This is a genomic window from Streptococcus sp. LQJ-218, assembly GCF_003428885.1.
GTDB lineage: Bacteria > Bacillota > Bacilli > Lactobacillales > Streptococcaceae > Streptococcus.
In genome coordinates, this window is the sequence record NZ_QQRU01000010.1 from 1 (window position 1) to 19,646 (window position 19,646).

18 protein-coding genes and 2 pseudogenes are annotated in these 19,646 nt (G+C 36.7%); 19 read left to right on the forward strand and 1 reads right to left on the reverse strand.

All coding sequences use genetic code 11. The annotated features are described in order from the left end of the window. The 19 genes and pseudogenes from D2908_RS08830 to D2908_RS08905 form a co-directional block, all read left to right on the forward strand. The coding region (locus D2908_RS08830) for an LPXTG cell wall anchor domain-containing protein (protein ID WP_133297852.1) at window positions 1-421 on the forward strand (421 nt) is incomplete at its 5' end. A 469-nt stretch (window positions 422-890) separates the two neighbouring features. Further along, window positions 891-2,063, forward strand: coding sequence for a glycosyltransferase (locus D2908_RS08835; RefSeq protein ID WP_117306467.1), 1,173 nt, complete (start codon window positions 891-893; stop codon window positions 2,061-2,063). A gap of 53 nt (window positions 2,064-2,116) precedes the next feature. Continuing rightward, window positions 2,117-3,403: a hypothetical protein gene (locus tag D2908_RS08840; protein ID WP_117306469.1), complete on the forward strand. Its 1,287-nt coding sequence runs from the start codon at window positions 2,117-2,119 to the stop codon at window positions 3,401-3,403. Further along, a complete protein-coding gene (locus D2908_RS08845; RefSeq protein WP_117306471.1) occupies window positions 3,404-4,864 on the forward strand; it encodes a glycosyltransferase in 1,461 nt (486 codons plus the stop codon). It begins immediately after the preceding gene. Between the two features lie 126 nt (window positions 4,865-4,990). Continuing rightward, complete coding sequence (locus tag D2908_RS09975; protein ID WP_165847489.1) at window positions 4,991-5,158, forward strand: hypothetical protein; 168 nt, start codon at window positions 4,991-4,993, stop codon at window positions 5,156-5,158. A 182-nt stretch (window positions 5,159-5,340) separates the two neighbouring features. Further along, window positions 5,341-5,693 (forward strand): annotated as a pseudogene (locus D2908_RS08850) (IS982 family transposase); the annotation flags it as partial. Window positions 5,694-6,093: 400 nt separating this feature from the next. Beyond that, entirely contained in the window at window positions 6,094-6,978 is an 885-nt protein-coding gene (locus D2908_RS08855; RefSeq protein WP_117306473.1) for a glycosyltransferase family 2 protein, read from the forward strand. A gap of 105 nt (window positions 6,979-7,083) precedes the next feature. After that, a pseudogene (locus D2908_RS10170) lies at window positions 7,084-7,209 on the forward strand (IS30 family transposase); the annotation flags it as partial. Window positions 7,210-7,354: 145 nt separating this feature from the next. Beyond that, window positions 7,355-7,633, forward strand: a complete 279-nt coding sequence (locus D2908_RS10175; RefSeq protein WP_240628280.1) for a glycosyltransferase — start codon at window positions 7,355-7,357, stop codon at window positions 7,631-7,633. Window positions 7,634-7,660: 27 nt separating this feature from the next. Further along, window positions 7,661-7,984: a hypothetical protein gene (locus D2908_RS10180; RefSeq protein WP_240628281.1), complete on the forward strand. Its 324-nt coding sequence runs from the start codon at window positions 7,661-7,663 to the stop codon at window positions 7,982-7,984. A 182-nt stretch (window positions 7,985-8,166) separates the two neighbouring features. Beyond that, window positions 8,167-9,384: an accessory Sec system protein translocase subunit SecY2 gene (gene secY2, locus D2908_RS08865; RefSeq protein ID WP_117306475.1), complete on the forward strand. Its 1,218-nt coding sequence runs from the start codon at window positions 8,167-8,169 to the stop codon at window positions 9,382-9,384. Window positions 9,385-9,393: 9 nt separating this feature from the next. Beyond that, a complete protein-coding gene (asp1, locus tag D2908_RS08870) occupies window positions 9,394-10,974 on the forward strand; it encodes an accessory Sec system protein Asp1 (protein ID WP_117306477.1) in 1,581 nt (526 codons plus the stop codon). Continuing rightward, window positions 10,958-12,493, forward strand: coding sequence for an accessory Sec system protein Asp2 (gene asp2, locus D2908_RS08875; protein WP_165847490.1), 1,536 nt, complete (start codon window positions 10,958-10,960; stop codon window positions 12,491-12,493). The genes asp1 and asp2 overlap by 17 nt, the downstream gene beginning before the upstream one ends. After that, entirely contained in the window at window positions 12,490-12,930 is a 441-nt protein-coding gene (gene asp3, locus D2908_RS08880; RefSeq protein WP_117306479.1) for an accessory Sec system protein Asp3, read from the forward strand. Before asp2 ends, asp3 begins: the two co-directional genes overlap by 4 nt. Continuing rightward, the gene (gene secA2 / locus D2908_RS08885) at window positions 12,923-15,295 is read left to right on the forward strand and encodes an accessory Sec system translocase SecA2 (protein WP_117306481.1); all 2,373 of its coding nucleotides are present in this window, start codon (window positions 12,923-12,925) and stop codon (window positions 15,293-15,295) included. The genes asp3 and secA2 overlap by 8 nt, the downstream gene beginning before the upstream one ends. Before the next feature lie 11 nt (window positions 15,296-15,306). Beyond that, entirely contained in the window at window positions 15,307-16,818 is a 1,512-nt protein-coding gene (gtfA, locus tag D2908_RS08890; protein ID WP_117306483.1) for an accessory Sec system glycosyltransferase GtfA, read from the forward strand. After that, complete coding sequence (gene gtfB, locus D2908_RS08895; protein WP_117306485.1) at window positions 16,811-18,148, forward strand: accessory Sec system glycosylation chaperone GtfB; 1,338 nt, start codon at window positions 16,811-16,813, stop codon at window positions 18,146-18,148. The genes gtfA and gtfB overlap by 8 nt, the downstream gene beginning before the upstream one ends. 1 nt (window position 18,149) lies before the next feature. Then, a complete protein-coding gene (gene asp4, locus D2908_RS08900; protein ID WP_117306487.1) occupies window positions 18,150-18,329 on the forward strand; it encodes an accessory secretory system protein Asp4 in 180 nt (59 codons plus the stop codon). Between the two features lie 4 nt (window positions 18,330-18,333). After that, the gene (locus D2908_RS08905; protein WP_117306489.1) at window positions 18,334-18,558 is read left to right on the forward strand and encodes an accessory secretory protein Asp5; all 225 of its coding nucleotides are present in this window, start codon (window positions 18,334-18,336) and stop codon (window positions 18,556-18,558) included. Window positions 18,559-18,668: 110 nt separating this feature from the next. Here the strand turns inward: D2908_RS08905 and D2908_RS08910 are convergent, their stop codons facing one another. Next, window positions 18,669-19,622 (reverse strand): aromatic acid exporter family protein, encoded by a 954-nt coding sequence (locus tag D2908_RS08910; protein ID WP_117306491.1) that lies wholly within the window; start codon window positions 19,620-19,622, stop codon window positions 18,669-18,671. Window positions 19,623-19,646 lie beyond the last annotated feature (24 nt).

Sequence of the window (19,646 nt, forward strand, 5' to 3'; positions counted from 1 at the left end):
ATCTACATCAACAAGCGCCTCTGAATCAGCAAGCACAAGTGCATCTGAGTCTGCATCGACATCAGCTTCTGAATCAGCATCAACAAGTGCATCAGAATCTACATCAACAAGTGCATCAGAGTCAGCAAGTACATCAGCTTCTGAATCTGCATCAACAAGTGCGTCTGAGTCAGCAAGCACATCGGCTTCTGAATCTACATCAACAAGTGCATCAGAATCAGCAAGTACATCAGCTTCTGAATCTGCATCAACAAGTGCATCAGAGTCAGCAAGCACATCAGAGTCAGCAAGTAACTCAAGACAGCAATTGCCAAATACTGGTACAGAAGCTTCTAAATCATCTGTACTTTTAGGAGCTTTGGCAGCTGTGACTGGTTTAGGTCTGTTTGCGAAACGCCGTAAAAATGATCAGGAAGATTAATAAGACTACTATCTAAAAAGTTTTCTTATTGATTAGAAATGCTGAAAGAAACCCCTTGAAAAGTTAAACTTTTCAAGGGGTTTCTATTGTATTGTAGGGAAAAATAATGTTATAATTTAAAATAGGGATATTTTTTAACTGTTTTGCAAATTTAGTTTATAGTATCAAAAAATCAAAACGAAGTTTATACTCAATGAAAATCAAATAGCAAACGAGACACAAGTTGCTCAAAGCATTACTTTGAAGTTGCATATAGAACTGACGAAATCAGGTCGAAACACAGTTATACGATAAGGTGAAACTGACGTAGTTTGAAGAGTATTAATTATCTTTCATAAAGGAAAAAACGTATTAGAATTTAATTGAATTCTAGTATTTTCTATGTTTGATTTTAAAAAATTAAACCACCAATTTGATGTTTATTGAGTTTGTAAATTAATAGAAAAATAAATGGAAATAGGTAAATACAATGGAAAAATTAACATTTGTTTTAGCTGGTGATTATGGTTATATTCGATATATAGAAGCAACATTAAAGTCAATTTGCTATCATCATGATAATTGTAAAGTGTATATTTTGAATCAAGATATTCCTCAGGAATGGTTTATTAGTGTTCGTGAAAAAATGGGGCATAAACAGAGTGAGTTAGTTGATGTGAAGTTGACAAGTGGCTTGGTCTCAAAAACATGGAAGCTACCTCCGTTTGGAGCTCATATGAACCATATGTCTTTTGCTAGATACTTTATCCCACAATTTGTGGAAGAAGATAAGGTGCTGTATTTGGATAGTGATACGATTGTAACGAGATCGCTAAATGAGTTATTTGAAATCGAACTTGGTGATAAACTTTTGGCAGCGGCCAGAGTTGTTTATGGATTAGCAGATAGATTTAATTCGGGTGTCTTGCTAGTTAATAATAAGTTGTGGAAAGAAGAAAATATTCAAGCGACTTTAATTGAAATTACTGATAGGGATCATGAAACATTGCCAGAGTCAGATCAAACTGTCTTTAATCGAGTGGCAGGGGAACGCTATATCGTATTAGACGATACTTACAATTTCCAAGTTGGTTATGACCGAATTGCAGAGGAGAGACAGCAGTATTTTATTTTAGAAATGTCGACAGACCCATTGCCAGCGATTATTCATTATCTTTCAGGAGATAAGCCTTGGAATTTAATGTCTTTCTCTCGTTTAAGAGAAGTATGGTGGAGATATTCAATGATGGACTGGTCAGAGATTACGAGTCATAAAACACCTATAAAAAAACGTGACATATTTATTATGACAGCTAGTCAGTCATTGGAACAGATTGATTATCTAGTTACTCATTTACCAAATTTCATGTTTCATATAGCAGCAAATACGCTAATGGGTGATGTTCTGAATTGTTTGAGAAAATATGAAAATGTGAGATTATATCCAGCTATTTTAGATTGGCATCGCCATCGGTTAGTTGATGAGTGTGATATTTATTTAGACATTAACTACGAGGAAAAAAATCAACAAGTAATTGATACTGCAAAACAAAAAGGAAAACCAATCCTAACATTTGATACAGTAGTGAATCCCTATCATGTGGATCAGGTATTCTCTAGTTCAGAACCTCAAAAGATGTGTGACTACATTCTATCTTTATAGGATTTTTCGTTTTAATTAGTTTATGATTGTGGAGCAATCAAAGGGAGATATCGATGCTTTATCTAACAAAGCAGTATAATCTGGATGAGCAACAATTTGTAGAAAATGCACTTTCTTCTGGTATTGAGGTTCATGTTATAACCATGGAGTATGTAGAACAGACTCAAGACTATATTCATTTTTTACCGATGCTACTTGCTGGGAAATCATCATTAAATCAATATAAAAATGAATCATTGATAGCTTTGAAGGTGGCGGTTCCTAAATATTGGGAAATTTGTATGGAAGAAGATTGCGCAACCATATGGGATAAAGATATTCAACGAGGTCAGATTTTCTACCGTCATAGAGAATTATATACAGTAGACAGGGTTGAATGGTGGGATAGTCAGGGAAAAGTTATAAGCTGCGATTACTATTTAGAAAATGGTTGGCGTTATAAACAGGAAATAATGGATGAATTAGAAAAAAGTATCTCTGTTCATTATTATGATGCTCAAAATGCTCTATTAATGATTAAAAATGTGGAGCGAGGCTTGTTTACTTTATTTAAAGATGAAATCACCCATATTTATACTGAAGGTGAATTATGGCAGGCCTGTTTAGAGATATTTGATTTAGAAAATGAAGTGCTAGTTGTTGGAGATTTAGAAATAGCAGATTATTTAGATAGTCAAAAAGTTTCTGCAGTTTATTCTTCTAAAGAACCGATTCAAGCCAAAGAAGTAGAGGAGTACCTATCAAGAGTAGATAGACTCTATATTTATCATTATTCAGTATTTGAATCTCTTACTCCAAACGATAAAATTCATCATATCAGTCCCTTGTATCCTTCAAAAATGAATGTAAATCATCATCGTGCGCTCATCATGACTCACACACAAGAAATTGAAAAAATAGAGGAAATTATTGAGAAGCTGCCGATGGTTGATTTTCATATTGCTGCTCTTACGAGTATGGGACCTAGACTATTGAATCTTGGACGAAGTGAAAATGTCTATTTACATCCAGGGATTAGCCAGGTAGAGTATGAAAGTTTGCTAGAACAGTGTAGTTTGTATTTAGATATTAACCATAGTATAGAAATATTGAATGCTGTGGAAGAATCCTTGGAAAAAGGGTTGCTTTTATTTGCTTTTCAAGAGACTCAGCATAGGAGAGGTTTTATCTGTCCTGAGCATCTATCTTCAAGTCAAGATGCGGCTGGTTTGATTGATTATATAAAGAAAGTTGTCGTTTCAGAGGAAATGTATCATTCGGCTTTGCAAAAGCAATGGAAGTGGCTTGAATCTTCGACTAAAGAAGATTACAATAGAGCTTTTCGAAAGGTGGAAAATTAAGTGACAGTATATCTATTTGACTTACTAGTAGGGTACGAACCAAATGGTGTGGATCGTTCTCAGGCCAATCGTGCTCGAATCTTTGAAAAGATAGATTTAGATGTTCGTTACATATTTTCTGTCATTCCTCCAAGAGAAGATTTTCTTTATTTTCAACATATTGGGATTCCTCTAGATAAAATGATGATTGCTCCCTTTTACTTAGCAGGAGAAAGAGGTGTACAATCCACAATCACTATTGAAGAGATGATTAGTAGATTGCGTCTAGAGAATGGTACAATTGTTGAGAGAAATCAGCATCAACTCGTTTATCAAATATCTGAAAATCATATGCTATTTCTGAAATATGAGGATGGGATAGTTTATCAGGTTGATCATTTTTATCAAGATACACTCTATCAGAGAGATCATTATACTTCTCATTTGATATGTAGAGAGTGGTTTAATCAAGGGACTTATCAGTGGAATAAAAGGTGTTTTTATAATTCTAAACGAGAAGTGGTCTATGAAGGTTTCCAAACTTTAGGAAAAACACGGTATCGATTTGGCTCAGAATGGCTTGAAGGCGAATACGACTTGATGCAATATTTTGTCAAATCCTTGTCCCTTTCTTCTGCTGATGTCGTCCTTATGGACAGGGTCTCTAGATTTTCCTTTTCACAGGCAATTTTAGAATATGGAAATCGTGCAAAAATAGGAGTTTTCCTGCACTCTCTCCATCAATATAAGACGGGCGCGATGAATAATGAATATCATTATTTATTCCAATATGCAACTTCTTTTGACTTTATGATTGTTTCGACAGAAGCACAAAAAACAGACTTGGAAACCTATCTAAGAGAGATGGACTTACCTAGCTGTCCGATTTGTGTGATACCAGCTGCTAGTGTCGAAAGTCTCGAGAGCAATGTAGAGACGATGGTTCCTTATTCGGCTATGCTTGCAGCTCGATTAAACTATCGCAAACAAGTCGATATAGCGATTAAGGTAGGAGCAAAGATCAAAGAGAAAATACCAGGATTCACTTTGGATATCTATGGTCAAGGGGAAGATTATCATAAATTGAACCAACTAATTTCAGAGCTAAATGCTGAAGATTATATAAGGTTACGTGGTTATCAAAATTTAAAAGAAGAGTATAAAAAACACCAGCTGTATCTCTCAACTTCTTCTTGGGAAACCTTGGGGCTAACCTTACTTGAAGGGGTGGCTTCTGGTATGGGGTTAGTAGGTTTAGATGTCCCTTATGGAGCGCCTACCTTTATTCAAAATGGGAAGAATGGTTATTTAGTTCCCTATTCTGAAGGTCAAGATAAAGAAGAAAGTGTTAAAAGAATGACGAAGGCAGTATTGGAGTTTTTTGATTTGAATCAAAATGATGTATCGCAATATTCATATCGAATTGCAGCCTCTTATTTGGATGAGGTTATTGCAGAAAAATGGTTAAACTTATTGAAGTAATCTATTTTTCTAATGATTTTCATTTCAGATATAATGGTTGTCACTGCTAAATTAGATGTAAAAATGTGTAAAACAGAATACTGAAAACCAGAGTACTAGTTTTGTTTGCAAAATTTTAGAAAAGTTGTGGAAGAAATTGATTTGGATATTAATTATGAAGAAGAAGTTGATAATCTTGGAAAACCAATATTGACTTTTGATAGTACAGATCAAACTGCAGGGAAAGCAAGCTATATTTGTAAAAAGGACAAACCTGAAAAGATGGTTGAAAAAATAAGAAGCTTATTTAGTTGATAAGTATTGGAAAAATAAAATGAAGAAATACCCTTTAATTAGTATAATTGTACCTGTAACAATGTTGAATAGTATTTACGACAATGTATAGATAACCCGTGGTGCTAGTTAATTTCAAAATACCATAATAAGCTCAAAAGGACTATACTGTAAGTGAGCAAACAAACAGGAGGTTAGTCCCAATGAGCTACTTACAGTATACCGCAAAAATCATCACTTACAATGGAACATCAGCCAATTATCCAAACTTTGCCATCAGCTATATCGTGATTATTGTCCTGAATCCTTCAAACATCGTCGAAATGTGAACCTATATAAGGTTTCAGACCAATCTCTATTAGTCTTGCTTCTCTTGCAAGCTGAGCTAGGTATTAAGGCACAACGTCATTCCTATCGCATCTATCAACTCTTTCCTTGTGCTCGTCTCCTTGAAAGAAGTCGGTTTAATCGGCGGGCACGACAGCTGGTTTGGTTAGTTCAACTCATCAGACAAGCAATGAATGCTCAACTCTCTCCTGATACCGTTAAAATAATTTGGACTATTGTCTGTTTTACAAAATGAGAGTAATTTCTAGTAGTTCAGTTTTAAGATAATACATACTCAGAACTAGATAGTTATAAAATCAGTTCTAATAGAGCTAATTTTTAACATTTATTTCTTACCTGATATAATTGCTTTGAATGCTATTTTTGTGAGAGTGAGTTAGTTTAGGGAGTTGTTTTAGTTGAGGTATAAAGATAGAATGTGGTAGTATCAAAACATAGCATATAAATTCATGGATTTCTCAGATCATGATTGGATATTGTGCTTCTCCACTTGCGGTAGTTAAGCGAAGTTGAGGGAATGAGAGTAAGTATGAAAAGGAGTAGAAATGAAAAATTTAGTTAGTGTTGTTGTATTGAAAATTAGGTTAGAAAGTTAGGAAAATTTATTTATGAGACCATTGATTAGTGTGATTGTTCCAGTATATAATGTAGAACAGTATTTACGACACTGTATTGAAAGCATTTTAAAACAATCTTATCGAGAAATAGAAGTGTTGCTCATAAATGATGGTTCAACCGATTCTTCTGGAATAATTTGTCAAGAATTTGCGGAATATGATAACCGATGTCGCTATTTTGAAAAGGAAAATGGAGGTCTTTCAGATGCGAGAAATTATGGCTTAGATCGTTCAGAAGGGGAGTATATTACTTTTATAGATTCGGATGATTTTTTAATGGATAATGCTATAGAAAAATTATATGCTACAGCACTATTAGGAGACTCAGATCTAGTTGTGGGAGCTTATTGTAGATTTGATGAACCAAATTTTCTCTTATATTCAAAAGAAAATTTACCGAGTTTACCTGTTACTTTTGTGGATAAAAGATTTGCTATAAATCAAATGGATGAACTTATAGACTTCCCATTTATTATGTATTCAACTGCTTGGGGAAAACTTTACAAGCGTAGTTTATTTGAGGGGATTCGTTTTCCTTATGGAAAATATGCAGAAGATCAGTTTACAACTTGGAAATTATACATGAAGGCTTCTACAATATCTATTTGTAATCATGTTATCTATTCCTATCGTATCAATTATTCAGGCCTATCAAGTAATTTTGATTTGTCTCATCTGGATTACATTGAAGCACTAGAAGAACGGATTGAGAAGACTAGACATTTAGATGGGATTGATATGGGGAAAACTTATAAAATGTATGACTATGTTTTGAGGCGTATGTTGACAGAATTGTCAAATCATGGATATTTGGAAGAAAGACAAAAATTGGAACATAAAATAGAATCTTTAAAACTAGATCATATTATCAATTAGAGAATTATAAACTTTCCCTAAAGTTAAACAAAGAATTTATCCAAAGAATGTAGTTCTGTATTGCCTAATCCAGCCTCCTATCAATTTGTGATGAGAAATTGTGATTATGAGATTGATTCAGTGCTACTAATAAGAGTTAAAAATGATTGTTTGTTTATCTTGACTGATTGAAGTAGTGAATCTCAAATTATCCGCTTGCTTTCAAATAAAAGTGTGGAAACGATCAATCAGTATCGATTTAATTGTAAGTGGTGATATAGGTCCTCTATTTGAGTTGGATGTTAATGCTTATCCGATAGCAGCAGTACAGGATAACTATGGTTGAGAACTATCTATAAATGGTTTTAATGCTGGAGTTTTATTAATCAATAATGATATGTGGAGAGAACAAAATATTACACATGATTTATTGGTATTGACAGAAGAAAAGCAAGACCAGGTTCAAATGGCAGACCAGAGTATTTTAAATATCTATTTTGAGAATAGATGGTTACAATTAGATTGCAAGTTCAATCAATTAACTGGTCTTGATTTTCTACATATATCAGGGGATTTAGAAAATTTAGATAAGAAGTGGCCAGTAATTACGCATTTTGCAAGTCATGATAAACCTTGGAACACTGATAGTGTATCGCGACTTCGAGAGCTGTGGTAGACCTATAGAGATTTAGATTGGTCTGAAATGCTATCAGGAAAAGCAAATCTTAATTATTTTGAACCTTGTAATCAGTCTAAGAAGACCGCCTTCATAGTAACATGGGTTTTAGAAGTAGAGCATTTAGAATATTTAATAAAGTCTTTACCAGAATGGCATTTCCATATCGGAGCTCTAGTAGATTGTGCTCCTGCTTTAACTAATCTATCAGTTTATGGAAATGTAACTCTTTGTCAGAGTATCATTCATAATAGGATTGAATGGCTCTTAGGTGATGCAACGGTTTATTTAGATATTAATTACGGAGCAGAGGTTCTGGATGTCTTGTCAAAGGCCAGAGATAAAGGGTAAAAATCTTTGCATTTGATAATACTAGGAAATCCTCAGATGATAGTATTTACGATGGTATTTTTTCTGTAGAAAGTCCTGCGGAAATGGTGACAGCTATAATTAGTTTGAAAAACTAGTCTTAAATTGAGTACAAGTTTGTATTATGACGATATTCAAATTAAGATTTCATAAAGGAGTATTTAGTGAAAAAAATTTACTCATCAATAGCAGTAAAAAAAGGCCTAGCTACCTTATTTCTACTGTTTATCTATGTATTGGGAAGCAGGATTACTCTCCCTTTTGTTGATTTGAATTCCAAAGATTTCTTAGGTGGTTCAACGGCCTACCTAGCCTTCTCAGCTGCCCTAACAGGTGGAAATCTAAGAAGTTTATCGATTTTTTCTATAGGATTATCACCTTGGATGTCTGCAATGATTTTGTGGCAGATGTTTTCTTATTCTAAAAAATTGGGGCTAAGTTCTACAGCGATTGAAATTCAAGATCGTCGAAAAATGTATCTGACCCTACTGATTGCTGTTATTCAATCCTTAGCAATTTCTCTAAGTTTACCGATACAAGCATCCTATTCTTCGGTCTTGGTTATACTTATGAATACCTTATTACTAATAGCAGGGACTTTTTTTCTGGTGTGGTTGTCAGATTTGAATGCCAGTATGGGGGTGGGTGGATTCATTGTCATTCTCTTATCTAGTATTATCATCAATATTCCCCAGGATGTTATTGAAACTTTTAAACTGGTTCATATTCCAAAAGGGATTATGGTCTTACTTGTTTTTGTGACCATTATCTTTTCTTACTTACTTGCTATTATGTATCGTGCGCGTTATCTAGTGCCAGTCAATAAGATAGGACTTCACAATCGTTTTAAACGCTATTCTTACCTTGAAATCATGTTGAATCCTGCAGGGGGGATGCCTTTTATGTATGTCACAAGCTTTTTGGGATTACCAACCTATCTATTCACCCTATTAGGCTTTCTTTTCCCTAACGCTTCAGGACTGACGGGCTTATCTAAAGAATTTATGATTGGAAAGCCTTTGTGGGTCTATGTTTATATTTCGGTCTTATTTTTATTTAGTATTATTTTTGCATTTGTTACTATGAATGGTGAAGAGATTGCAGACCGCATGAAAAAATCTGGAGAATACATTTATGGTATTTATCCAGGAGAGGATACTAGTCGATTTATTAATCGATTGGTCCTTCGTTTCTCAGTTATAGGCGGTCTCTTTAATGTGATTATGGCAGGTGCCCCCATGCTTTTTGTTTTGTATGATGAAAAGTTATTAAGATTAGCAATGATTCCAGGCTTGTTTATGATGTTTGGGGGCATGATTTTTACGATTAGAGACGAAGTCAAGGCTTTAAGATTAAATGAAACCTATAAACCCTTGATTTAGGAGACTTTTATGTATTATTTTATTCCAGCTTGGTATGGTTCTGAGAGGAAATGGCATGCAGATATCACTCCATGGTATTTTTCTCACTTTCGTCTAGAGTTTGATGATACCTTTCACCAGATTCGACTCTTTCAAGATCAAGATATAGATTCTCGTCTATTAGTATTGGCTTATCAGCCACATCTACGTTATTTTTTACATAGACATGGTGTGTTAGAAACGGATACTTATTCCGTTTTTGATGTTATGCAAGATTTTCATAATCCCCATACCCAACTTTTAAGCATTCGAGACATTGAGTGGGATAATGACTGTGAATTTATTTATAGTCCCTTTGCGATTATCGTTCAAAAAAATGGGAAGAAATTTGCTAAGGTTGAACATGGAGTTGAAGGCTTCATTAGTGATATACAGTATTTTGAACCGAATGGTCAAGTAGATACGCACTATATCATGGATGATCGTGGGTTTGTATCAAGTGTTATCTTTTTTGAAGATGGGCAAGCGGCCTATCAAGAATATCTGAATCCCAAGGGAGTATGGCAATTTAGAGAGTATTTAAAAGAAGGCGGACAGGTAGAAATCAATCCAATTTTTGGTTATCGCTTTAAAGCGCTTATCTATCAAAATATGGGAGACCTAGTGGCAGAATTTTTTGAGAATTATCTGCAAAAGTGTGTGAAGTATCAGGATATTTTTATGCTTCCTTCTCATTCTCATCACGACCAGTTGGTATTAGACCGTTTACCTAGAAAAAATCCTAAACTGTTGAGTCTTTTCATTGGACGTAATCCTCAAAATACCTTTAGGGATTTAGAATTAACTTTTGAAAAATCAGATTTGATTTTGGTGGATAGAGAGGATAGTTTACGATTATTGCAGGAGTTGTATCCTGAACGAATGCATCAATTTTATCATTTATCATCTTTTGACACCCGTTTACGATTGGGACGAAGCCAAACTAAGAAAGAATCCATCATTTATTATCAACTGGATTTTGAGCAGGGGATTGATAACCAAGCTCTACTTCAAGTCTTGTCCTTTGTTGCTAAAAATAAAGATACTGAGGTGATTTTTGGCGCTTTTGCTGCTAGTCAGGAGCAAATGAATGAGGTTGAAGGAATTGTTGAGTCTATCATCCAAGAAAACATTCAATTTAAAAATCTGGGGAAGGCGATTGATTATGGTGATGCAGAAAATCCTCTGGAAGAAAATCAACACCAGGACTTACGCTTGCAGTTTGTCAACTTGAATGATGAGTTAGATTTGATAAAAACACTAGAATTTGTCCGTTTGATTGTAGATTTAAATAGACAGCCTCATCTCTACACACAGATAGCTGGTATTAGTGCAGGGATTCCTCAAATCAACTTAGTTGAAACCGTCTATGTTGAACATTTAAAAAATGGTTACTTGTTAGCAGATGTGACAGAATTTTCTAAGGCTGCACATTATTACACAGATAGGTTGAAAGAGTGGAATGAGTCCTTGATTTATTCGATTGATAAGATTAAGGAGCACACAGGACAACAATTTCTTGAAAAATTAGAGAAATGGATAGAGGAGGTTAAAAATGTCAAAGGAACTTAATATTTTACAGATAGGACTTACCAATTGGGGAAATCAGTATGACATTCCCGAAAATATGAATTGGTATCATTTTTATCCCAACTCATCAGTAGCCCTTCGTGAAATAATAGAAAAAGAGGATATTAGCCGTTTTCATGCCGTTTTAATAGAAGATGGTCAGTATGCCAAAGACTTATTTTCCTTTGTGAAATATTTTGAACCTTATACTTTATTTTATAACCAGAATCTACAAATAAATGATAGAGAGGTTTTGGATTTTTTAAAAAAAAGATGTGCACAAGCAATTGATTTTTCAAATCCCCAACAATTAATCAATGATTTGAGTAAATCTCTTTTTAGCGGTGGATATGGCGATAAATTTTCTCCTTCTACAATCCAAATGAATCCAAATTTTACAGGGGCTATTTCTTATCAAGGATTTGATTATGTCAGTTTGGAAGGGGATTTTGGACAAGATTTTTCCCAACTTGCCTTTTGGTCTTATAATATAGTAGTTCAAAAAACACTTCCTATTGAGTTGTGGCTCGAGTATGAGAAGCAAGGAAATTGTGACTTTCGTTTGGTTATTCGTAAAATATGGAGTGGCTCTGTTGATGATTTTTTCGAAGAGACAATAGTGTCTGAAAAGGATTTGGAGCAAGCGCTTATTATGGATAGTCGAGACGGAGACTACTTTCTCTCGGTATCTATTGAGGCAAGAGGTCATGGAACAATCAAACTAGGTAATCTTCATAAACGTTGGAGTCGAAAACAATTTGGTAAGTTTGTACTGGGTGGAAATATCCTACATGATTCCAAACGTGATGAAATAAACTATTTCTTCCATCCGGGTGACTTTAAACCGCCTTTGGCTGTTTATTTTGCAGGTTTTCGCCCAGCGGAAGGATTCGAGGGTTACTTTATGATGAAAACTCTAGGATGTCCCTTCATTTTATTTTCTGATCCACGTTTAGAGGGGGGAGCTTTTTATCTAGGAACTGATGAGCTAGAGGGAAAGGTCACAGAGACGATTGCTCATTATCTTGATTATTTAGGCTTTGATCGCAAGGATTTGATTTTATCAGGCCTCTCTATGGGAACGTTTCCGGCTCTCTATTATGGTGCTTCTTTTGAACCTCATGCTATTATAGTTGGTAAGCCCTTGGCAAACTTAGGAACCATAGCTAGCCGCGGACGTTTAGCAAGTCCTAGAGTTTTTCCTACGAGTTTTGATGTTTTAAAACATCAAACTGGAGGAGTAAGTCTTAATCACATGTTGGAGTTAGACCAGCGTTTTTGGAAAGTATTTAAACAAGCAAATTTTTCAAAGACAACCTTTGGTTTGTCCTACATGAAGGATGAAGATATGGATCCTCAGGCTTATGAGAATCTAGTTACTTATTTATGTAATACAGGTGCCAAGATTTTATCTAAAGGAACTGCTGGACGACACAATGATGATACAGATACCAATATTGCTTGGTTTCTTCACTTTTATCGAATGGTACTAGCAAGTGGTTTTGGAAGGGAGAAAGAATGATTATCACACAGAGACAGTCTATTCATTGGGGAGAAGTTGGTGGGACGTATATGTACGGATCAACTGTATCTTATTACCCTGACAAAAGTATTCGGCTCTATAATCCTCTATTGCCATCTGGGGAGATTCTCAAGACTTGGCTTTCTAGTGTCAATTACCAGGCTGCACGGACTCAGCCCCAGCTTCCCTTACTAAAAAGAAATCAGGAGTATCAACTATCACTGGTTTTTGATTGTCAGCCTGAAAATGGGGTTTATACTAAGATAACTTTTTTTGACCGCTATGGTGATATTTTAGAAGAAAAGGTAGAAAAAGTGAAAGATTTTATATTTACTTATCCAGAAGATAGTTATACTTATCAAGTTTCTCTTTTAAGTGCTGGTTTTGAATCCTTAACTTTTTATCATTTTTCTATCAAGGAGATTAGAAGTGTTTAGACGTTTAGGTCAAGATTTCCAGCTTAGGAAAGTGAAAAAGATTTTAAAGAGGATTAATAGCTTAAAAGGCAAGATGTCCTCTCTTTCGGATCAAGAATTAGTCGCTAAAACAGTGGAGTTCCGTCAGCGTCTTTCCAAGGGAGAAAGTCTAGATGACCTTTTAGTAGAAGCTTTTGCAGTGGTGCGTGAAGCAGACAAGCGGATTTTAGGGATGTTCCCCTATGATGTTCAGGTTATGGGAGCTATTGTCATGCACTATGGAAATGTTGCTGAGATGAATACAGGTGAAGGTAAAACCCTAACAGCCACCATGCCTGTCTATTTGAACGCTCTTTCAGGAGAAGGTGTGATGGTTGTTACGCCTAATGAGTATTTATCAAAGCGTGATGCAGAGGAAATGGGCCAAGTTTATCGTTTCCTAGGATTAACCATTGGGGTACCATTTACAGGAGATCCAAAGGAAGAAATGAAAGCTGAAGAAAAGAAACTAATCTATACTTCGGATATCATTTATACGACCAATAGTAATTTAGGTTTTGATTACTTAAATGAAAATCTAGCCTCGGATAAAGAAGGTAAATTTTTACGACCTTTTAACTATGTCATTATTGATGAAATTGATGATATCTTGCTAGATAGTGCACAAACTCCTTTGATTATTGCGGGTTCTCCTCGTGTTCAGTCTAATTACTATGCGATTATTGATACACTGGTAACAACATTGGTCGAAGGAGAAGATTATATTTTCAAAGAGGAGAAAGAAGAGGTTTGGCTTACGACTAAGGGTGCCAAGTCTGCTGAAAGTTTCCTAGGAATTGACAATTTATATAAGGAAGAACATGCGTCCTTTGCTCGTCACTTAGTCTATGCTATTCGAGCTCATAAGCTCTTTACCAAAGATAAGGACTATATCATTCGTGAGAATGAAATGGTACTGGTTGATAAGGGAACAGGACGTCTAATGGAACTGACTAAACTGCAGGGAGGTCTCCATCAGGCCATTGAAGCAAAGGAACACGTGAAGTTGTCTCCTGAAACGAGAGCCATGGCTTCCATCACCTATCAGAGTCTCTTTAAGATGTTTAAAAAAATATCTGGGATGACGGGGACAGGAAAGGTAGCAGAAAAAGAATTTCTTGAGACTTATAATATGGCTGTTATCCGGATTCCAACCAATCGTCCTAAGCAACGGATTGATTATCCAGATAATCTCTATGTGACTTTACCGGAGAAAGTGTATGCATCTTTGGAGTATATTAAAGATTATCATGCTAAAGGCAACCCCTTACTCGTTTTTGTAGGTTCAGTGGAGATGTCTCAGCTTTATTCATCACTCTTGCTTCGTGAAGGGATTGCCCACAATGTCCTAAATGCCAATAATGCTGCGCGTGAGGCCCAAATTATCGCTGAATCAGGTCAGATGGGGGCCGTAACAGTTGCAACCTCAATGGCCGGACGTGGGACGGATATTAAACTCGGTAAGGGCGTTGCTGAACTTGGTGGTTTGATTGTCATTGGAACAGAGCGGATGGAGAGTCAGCGGATTGACCTTCAAATCCGTGGACGTTCTGGCCGTCAGGGAGATCCAGGTATGAGTAAGTTTTTTGTATCTCTGGAAGATGATGTTATCAAGAAATTTGGTCCATCTTGGGTTCACAAGAAGTATAAAGATTATCAAGTTCAAGATATGACACAACCAAAAGTTCTCAAAGGTCGTAAGTATCGTAATCTGGTTGAAAGGGCGCAACATGCCAGTGATAGCGCTGGTCGAACTGCCCGTCGTCAGACCTTAGAGTACGCTGAGAGTATGAATATCCAACGCGATATGGTTTACAAGGAACGCAATCGTCTAATAGATGGCTCTCGTAACTTAGAAGATGTAGTTGTGGATATCATTGAGAGATATACAGAAGAGGTAGCAGCTGAACACTATGCCAGTCGTGAATTGCTGTTTCACTTTATCGTTACCAATATCAGTTTCCATGTAAAGGAAATTCCAGATAATCTAGACCTATCTAATCAGAAACAAGTCCGCTCCTTTATTCGACAAGTTGTGAATAGAGAACTTTCTGAAAAGAAGGAATTACTGGAACAACATGACTTGTATGAACAGTATTTACGACTCTCTCTACTTAAGGCTATTGATGATAACTGGGTGGAGCAAGTAGACTATCTCCAACAGTTATCTATGGCTATCGGTAGGCAATCTACTGCACAGAAAAATCCAATTGTAGAATATTATCAAGAAGCCTATGCTGGCTTTGAAACGATGAAAGAACAAATCCGTGCGGATATGGTACGAAATCTCCTGATGGGGCTGGTTGAGATCACTCCAAAAGGAGAAATTGTGACTCATTTTCCATAAGAGGAGAAAATATGACAATTTACAATATAAATTTAGGAATTGGTTGGGCTAGTAGCGGTGTAGAATACGCTCAAGCCTATCGTGCTGGTATTTTTCGAAGTTTGAATTTACCCTCTAAATTTATCTTTACAGATATGATTTTAGCTGATAATATTCAGCATTTGACAGCCAATATTGGTTTTGATGATGAGCAAGTGATTTGGCTTTATAATTACTTTACAGATATCAAGATTGCACCGACTAGTGTGACAGTGGATGATGTCTTAGCTACTTTTGACGGTGTTGAAAGTCGTAGAGAAAAGAATGGTAAGGTATTGCGTGTCTTCTTTTCTGACCAAGATAAGTTTGTCACCTGTTATTTGGTTGATGAGAACAAGGACTTGGTCCAATATGTAGAGTATGTTTTTAAAGGAAATTTGATTCGTAAGGATTACTTTTCTTATACACGTTATTGTAGCGAGTACTTTGCTCCCAAGGATAATGTCGCAGTCCTATACCAACGAACTTTTTACAATGAAGACGGGACTCCAGCCTATGATATCTTGATGAATCAAGGCAAGGAAGAAGTTTACCGTTTCAAGGATAAGATTTTCTATGGGAAGCCAGCTTTTATGCGTGCCTTTATGAAGTCCTTGAATTTGAACAAGTCTGATTTGGTCATTCTCGATAGAGAGACAGGCATTGGACAGGTTGTGTTTGAGGAAGCGCAGGCAGCGCATTTAGCGGTAGTTGTTCATGCGGAGCATTATAGTGAAAATGCTACAAACGAGGACTATATCCTATGGAACAACTATTATGACTATCAGTTTACCAATGCAGATAAGGTTGACTTCTTCATCGTATCCACTGACAGACAAAATGAAGTGTTGCAAGAGCAATTTGCTAAATACACCCAGCACCAACCAAAGATTGTTACCATTCCTGTAGGTAGTATTGATTCCTTGACTGAGTCAAGTCAGGGACGCAAGCCATTTTCATTGATTACGGCTTCACGTCTTGCCAAAGAAAAACACATCGATTGGTTGGTCAAGGCGGTCATTGAGGCGCGTAAGGAAATACCTGAATTAACCTTTGATATTTATGGTAGCGGTGGTGAAGATTCTCTGCTTAGAGAGATTATTGCAACTCATCAGGCTGAGGACTATATCCAACTCAAGGGACATGCGGAACTTTCGCAGATTTATAGCCAGTATGAGGTTTACTTGACGGCTTCAACCAGCGAAGGATTTGGTTTGACTCTGATGGAGGCAATTGGCTCCGGTCTACCTCTAATTGGTTTTGATGTGCCTTATGGCAATCAGACTTTTATAGAAGATGGGCAAAATGGTTATCTGATTCCAAGTTCATCTGACCATGTGGAAGATAAAATCAAGCAAGCTTATGCAGCTAAGATTTGTCAATTATATCAAGAAAATCGTTTGGAAACCATGCGTGCCCATTCTTATCAAATTGCAAAAGGCTTCTTAACCGAAGAAATTTTAGAAAAGTGGAAGAAAACAGTAGAGGAGGTGCTCCATGATTGAACTTTATGATCGTTATGGTCAAGAAAGTCGAGATTTACATGAAAGTCTAGTAGCTACTGGTCTTTCTCAACTTGGAGTGGTCATCGATGCAGATGGTTTTCTGCCTGATGGTCTGGTATCTCCTTTTACTTATTATCTAGGATATGAAAAGGGAAAACCTCTTTATTTTAATCAAGTTCCTGTTCCAGCTTTTTGGGAAATTTCAGGAAATAATCAGTCTGCTCGTATTGAAGATATGACACAGGAGAGGGCCGTTATTCATTATGCTGATGGAATGCAGGCGCGCTTGGTTAAGCAAGTAGATTGGAAAGACCTGGAAGGTCGAGTCCGTCAAGTTGATCATTATAATCGCTTTGGAGCTTGCTTTGCCACAACGACCTATAGTGCTGATAGTGAGCCAATTATGACGGTTTACCAAGATGTCAATGGTCAGGAGCTGTTACTTGAAAACCATGTGACAGGTGATATCTTATTGACTTTACCTAGTCAGTCCATTCGTTACTTTGCAAATAAAGTTGAATTTATCACCTTCTTTTTACAAGATTTGGGGCTAGCTAAGCATCAGATTGTCTTTAATAGCTTAGCGACTGCTTTCTTGGTTTCCTTCCATCATCCAGATAAATCTGGCTCAGATGTCTTGGTTTGGCAGGAACCTCTCTATGATGCCATTCCAGGTAATATGCAGTTGATTTTGGACAGTGATGCTGTGCGTACCAAAAAAATCATCATTCCAAACAAGGCGACTTATGAGCGTGCTTTAGAGTTGACTGAAGAGAGATACCATGATCAGTTTGTGCATGTAGGTTACCATTATCAGTTTAAACGTGATAATTTCCTAAGACGAGACGCCTTGATCTTGACTAATTCAGATCAGATTGAGCAAGTGGAAGCAATTGTAGAAGCCTTGCCTGATGTCACTTTCCGTATCGCAGCAGTAACAGAGATGTCTTCTAAGCTCTTAGACATGCTTCGCTATCCTAATGTGGTACTTTACCAGAATGCTAGCCCACAAAAGATTCAGGAGCTCTATCAATTGTCGGATATTTATTTGGATATCAATCACAGCAATGAGTTGCTGCAGGCAGTGCGTCAAGCCTTTGAGCACAATCTCTTGATTCTGGGCTTCAATCAAACGGTCCACAATAGACTTTATATCGCTCCAGATCATCTATTTGAAAGTAGTGAAGTTTCTTCTTTGGTTGAGACCATCAAACTGGCCCTTTCAGATGTGAATCAAATGAATCTGGCACTTGGGAAGCAAGGACAACATGCAAATTATGTTGACTTGGTGCGATATCAGGAAACTATGCAAACTGTTTTAGGAGGCTAACATGTCAGACAAAGATTTATTTTACAAAGACGTTGAAGGTCGCATGGAAGAGTTGAAACAAAAGCCGATTAAGAAGGAAAAAGAAACCCGAGGGGAAAAGATTAGTAAGACTTTTTCACTTTTACTGGGATTAGTGATTCTAATTGGTTTACTCTTTACCTTGCTGAGAATTTTGAGGTAGGCCTATGATTGACATACTGATTGTTTTAGCTATTGTCCTCTCTCTTGCTTTGATTGTACTGGTAACCATACAACCCCGACAAAATCAACTATTTTCCATGGATGCGACTAGTAATATTGGTAAGCCGAGCTACTGGCAGAGCAACACCTTGGTCAAGGTGCTCACCTTATTGGTGAGTTTGGCCTTATTCTTTTTACTATTAACCTTTATGGTACTAACCTACAAATAAAAGAAAACTTCAGACCAATCACAAAAAGTGAAAATCTGAAGTTTTCTTTTTTACACGGTTTTGAGGTTGTGGATAGAGCTGACCTAGGTTGAAGAGATTTACGAAGAGTATTACTGTCCATATTTTTGGTAAAAGTCAACTTTTACTTGGATGAAGCTTTTTGCTTCACGTAGGAGTTGAAGAAGCGTGGCGCGGGTTTCAAATTCTTCTCTGGTCTTAGGCAGACTGCGGTTCCGGAAGACTTCCAGATAACGTTCAATTTCATCGAGCAAATCAGAAGCAGGATTGGTCTGGCTCAATTGACCGGCAATTTTTGAAAAGAGTTGGGCCAAAATTAGGCTTTCACTGGCAGCTAGGTGACAGGTGTTGATCTGCTGAGCCATATTTCGCAGGATGCGACTTTGTCGCTGTCTCATCTCAAAGTAGTGAATATGGTAATCAGTCTGGTGAAAGAGGTGGTCTGAGTGGTCCAAATAGACCAGTCTGAGGGCTTCTTCCAAAAGAGTGTCTAATTCTTCTACTAGCTGTGCTTGGTTGCGTCCGTCCCCTCTTGATAAATAATATTTGAAGCGCTGGAGAATATCTTTTAACTTTTCTTCTACCAATGCGTGGTAGTGATGAATTTCCTCTTCTCGTGAAGGCATGTAGAGATTGACAAGCAAGGCAAATCCTGTACCAATAGCAAAGAGAAGGAATTCATTGACTAGAAGGTCTGGAGAGGTTGACTCTTGCACCAAGAGATGGCTAACCAAAACGCTACTTGGTGTGATGCCAATTTCCCAGCCCATCTTATAGGCTAGAGGCACATAAAGGGCTAGGTAGAGGCCGAGGCTCCAGATATGAAATCCGCTCAAGTGAAAAACCAGAACACCGATAGCTAGAGCTAGGAGCATGGAAAAGAGTCGATTGCGGGCCAGTTTTAAGGTACTTCTACGAGTATCGGATAGGCTCAAGAGGGCGATGATTCCAGCCGAGACAGCTGAGGAGAGATTGAAAAAATAAGCAAGAAGACAGGCAAGACAGGTAGCTAAGATGAGTTTTGTCGTACGTTGGCTAATAGACATAAGAATTTCCTAGTAAGTTAGAAT

Bases quoted from the DNA above. Each gene is read 5' to 3' on its own strand.
- gtfB (WP_117306485.1), top strand. From the start codon at position 16,811: ATGATTGAACTTTATGATCGTTATGGTCAAGAAAGTCGAGATTTACAT.
- D2908_RS10175 (WP_240628280.1), top strand. From the start codon at position 7,355: ATGTGGAGAGAACAAAATATTACACATGATTTATTGGTATTGACAGAA.
- asp1 (WP_117306477.1), top strand. From the start codon at position 9,394: ATGTATTATTTTATTCCAGCTTGGTATGGTTCTGAGAGGAAATGGCAT.
- D2908_RS08905 (WP_117306489.1), top strand. From the start codon at position 18,334: ATGATTGACATACTGATTGTTTTAGCTATTGTCCTCTCTCTTGCTTTG.
- D2908_RS08835 (WP_117306467.1), top strand. From the start codon at position 891: ATGGAAAAATTAACATTTGTTTTAGCTGGTGATTATGGTTATATTCGA.
- D2908_RS08855 (WP_117306473.1), top strand. From the start codon at position 6,094: ATGAGACCATTGATTAGTGTGATTGTTCCAGTATATAATGTAGAACAG.
- D2908_RS10180 (WP_240628281.1), top strand. From the start codon at position 7,661: ATGCTATCAGGAAAAGCAAATCTTAATTATTTTGAACCTTGTAATCAG.
- asp4 (WP_117306487.1), top strand. From the start codon at position 18,150: ATGTCAGACAAAGATTTATTTTACAAAGACGTTGAAGGTCGCATGGAA.
- D2908_RS08910 (WP_117306491.1), bottom strand. From the start codon at position 19,622: ATGTCTATTAGCCAACGTACGACAAAACTCATCTTAGCTACCTGTCTT.
- gtfA (WP_117306483.1), top strand. From the start codon at position 15,307: ATGACAATTTACAATATAAATTTAGGAATTGGTTGGGCTAGTAGCGGT.
- D2908_RS08840 (WP_117306469.1), top strand. From the start codon at position 2,117: ATGCTTTATCTAACAAAGCAGTATAATCTGGATGAGCAACAATTTGTA.
- asp3 (WP_117306479.1), top strand. From the start codon at position 12,490: ATGATTATCACACAGAGACAGTCTATTCATTGGGGAGAAGTTGGTGGG.
- asp2 (WP_165847490.1), top strand. From the start codon at position 10,958: ATGTCAAAGGAACTTAATATTTTACAGATAGGACTTACCAATTGGGGA.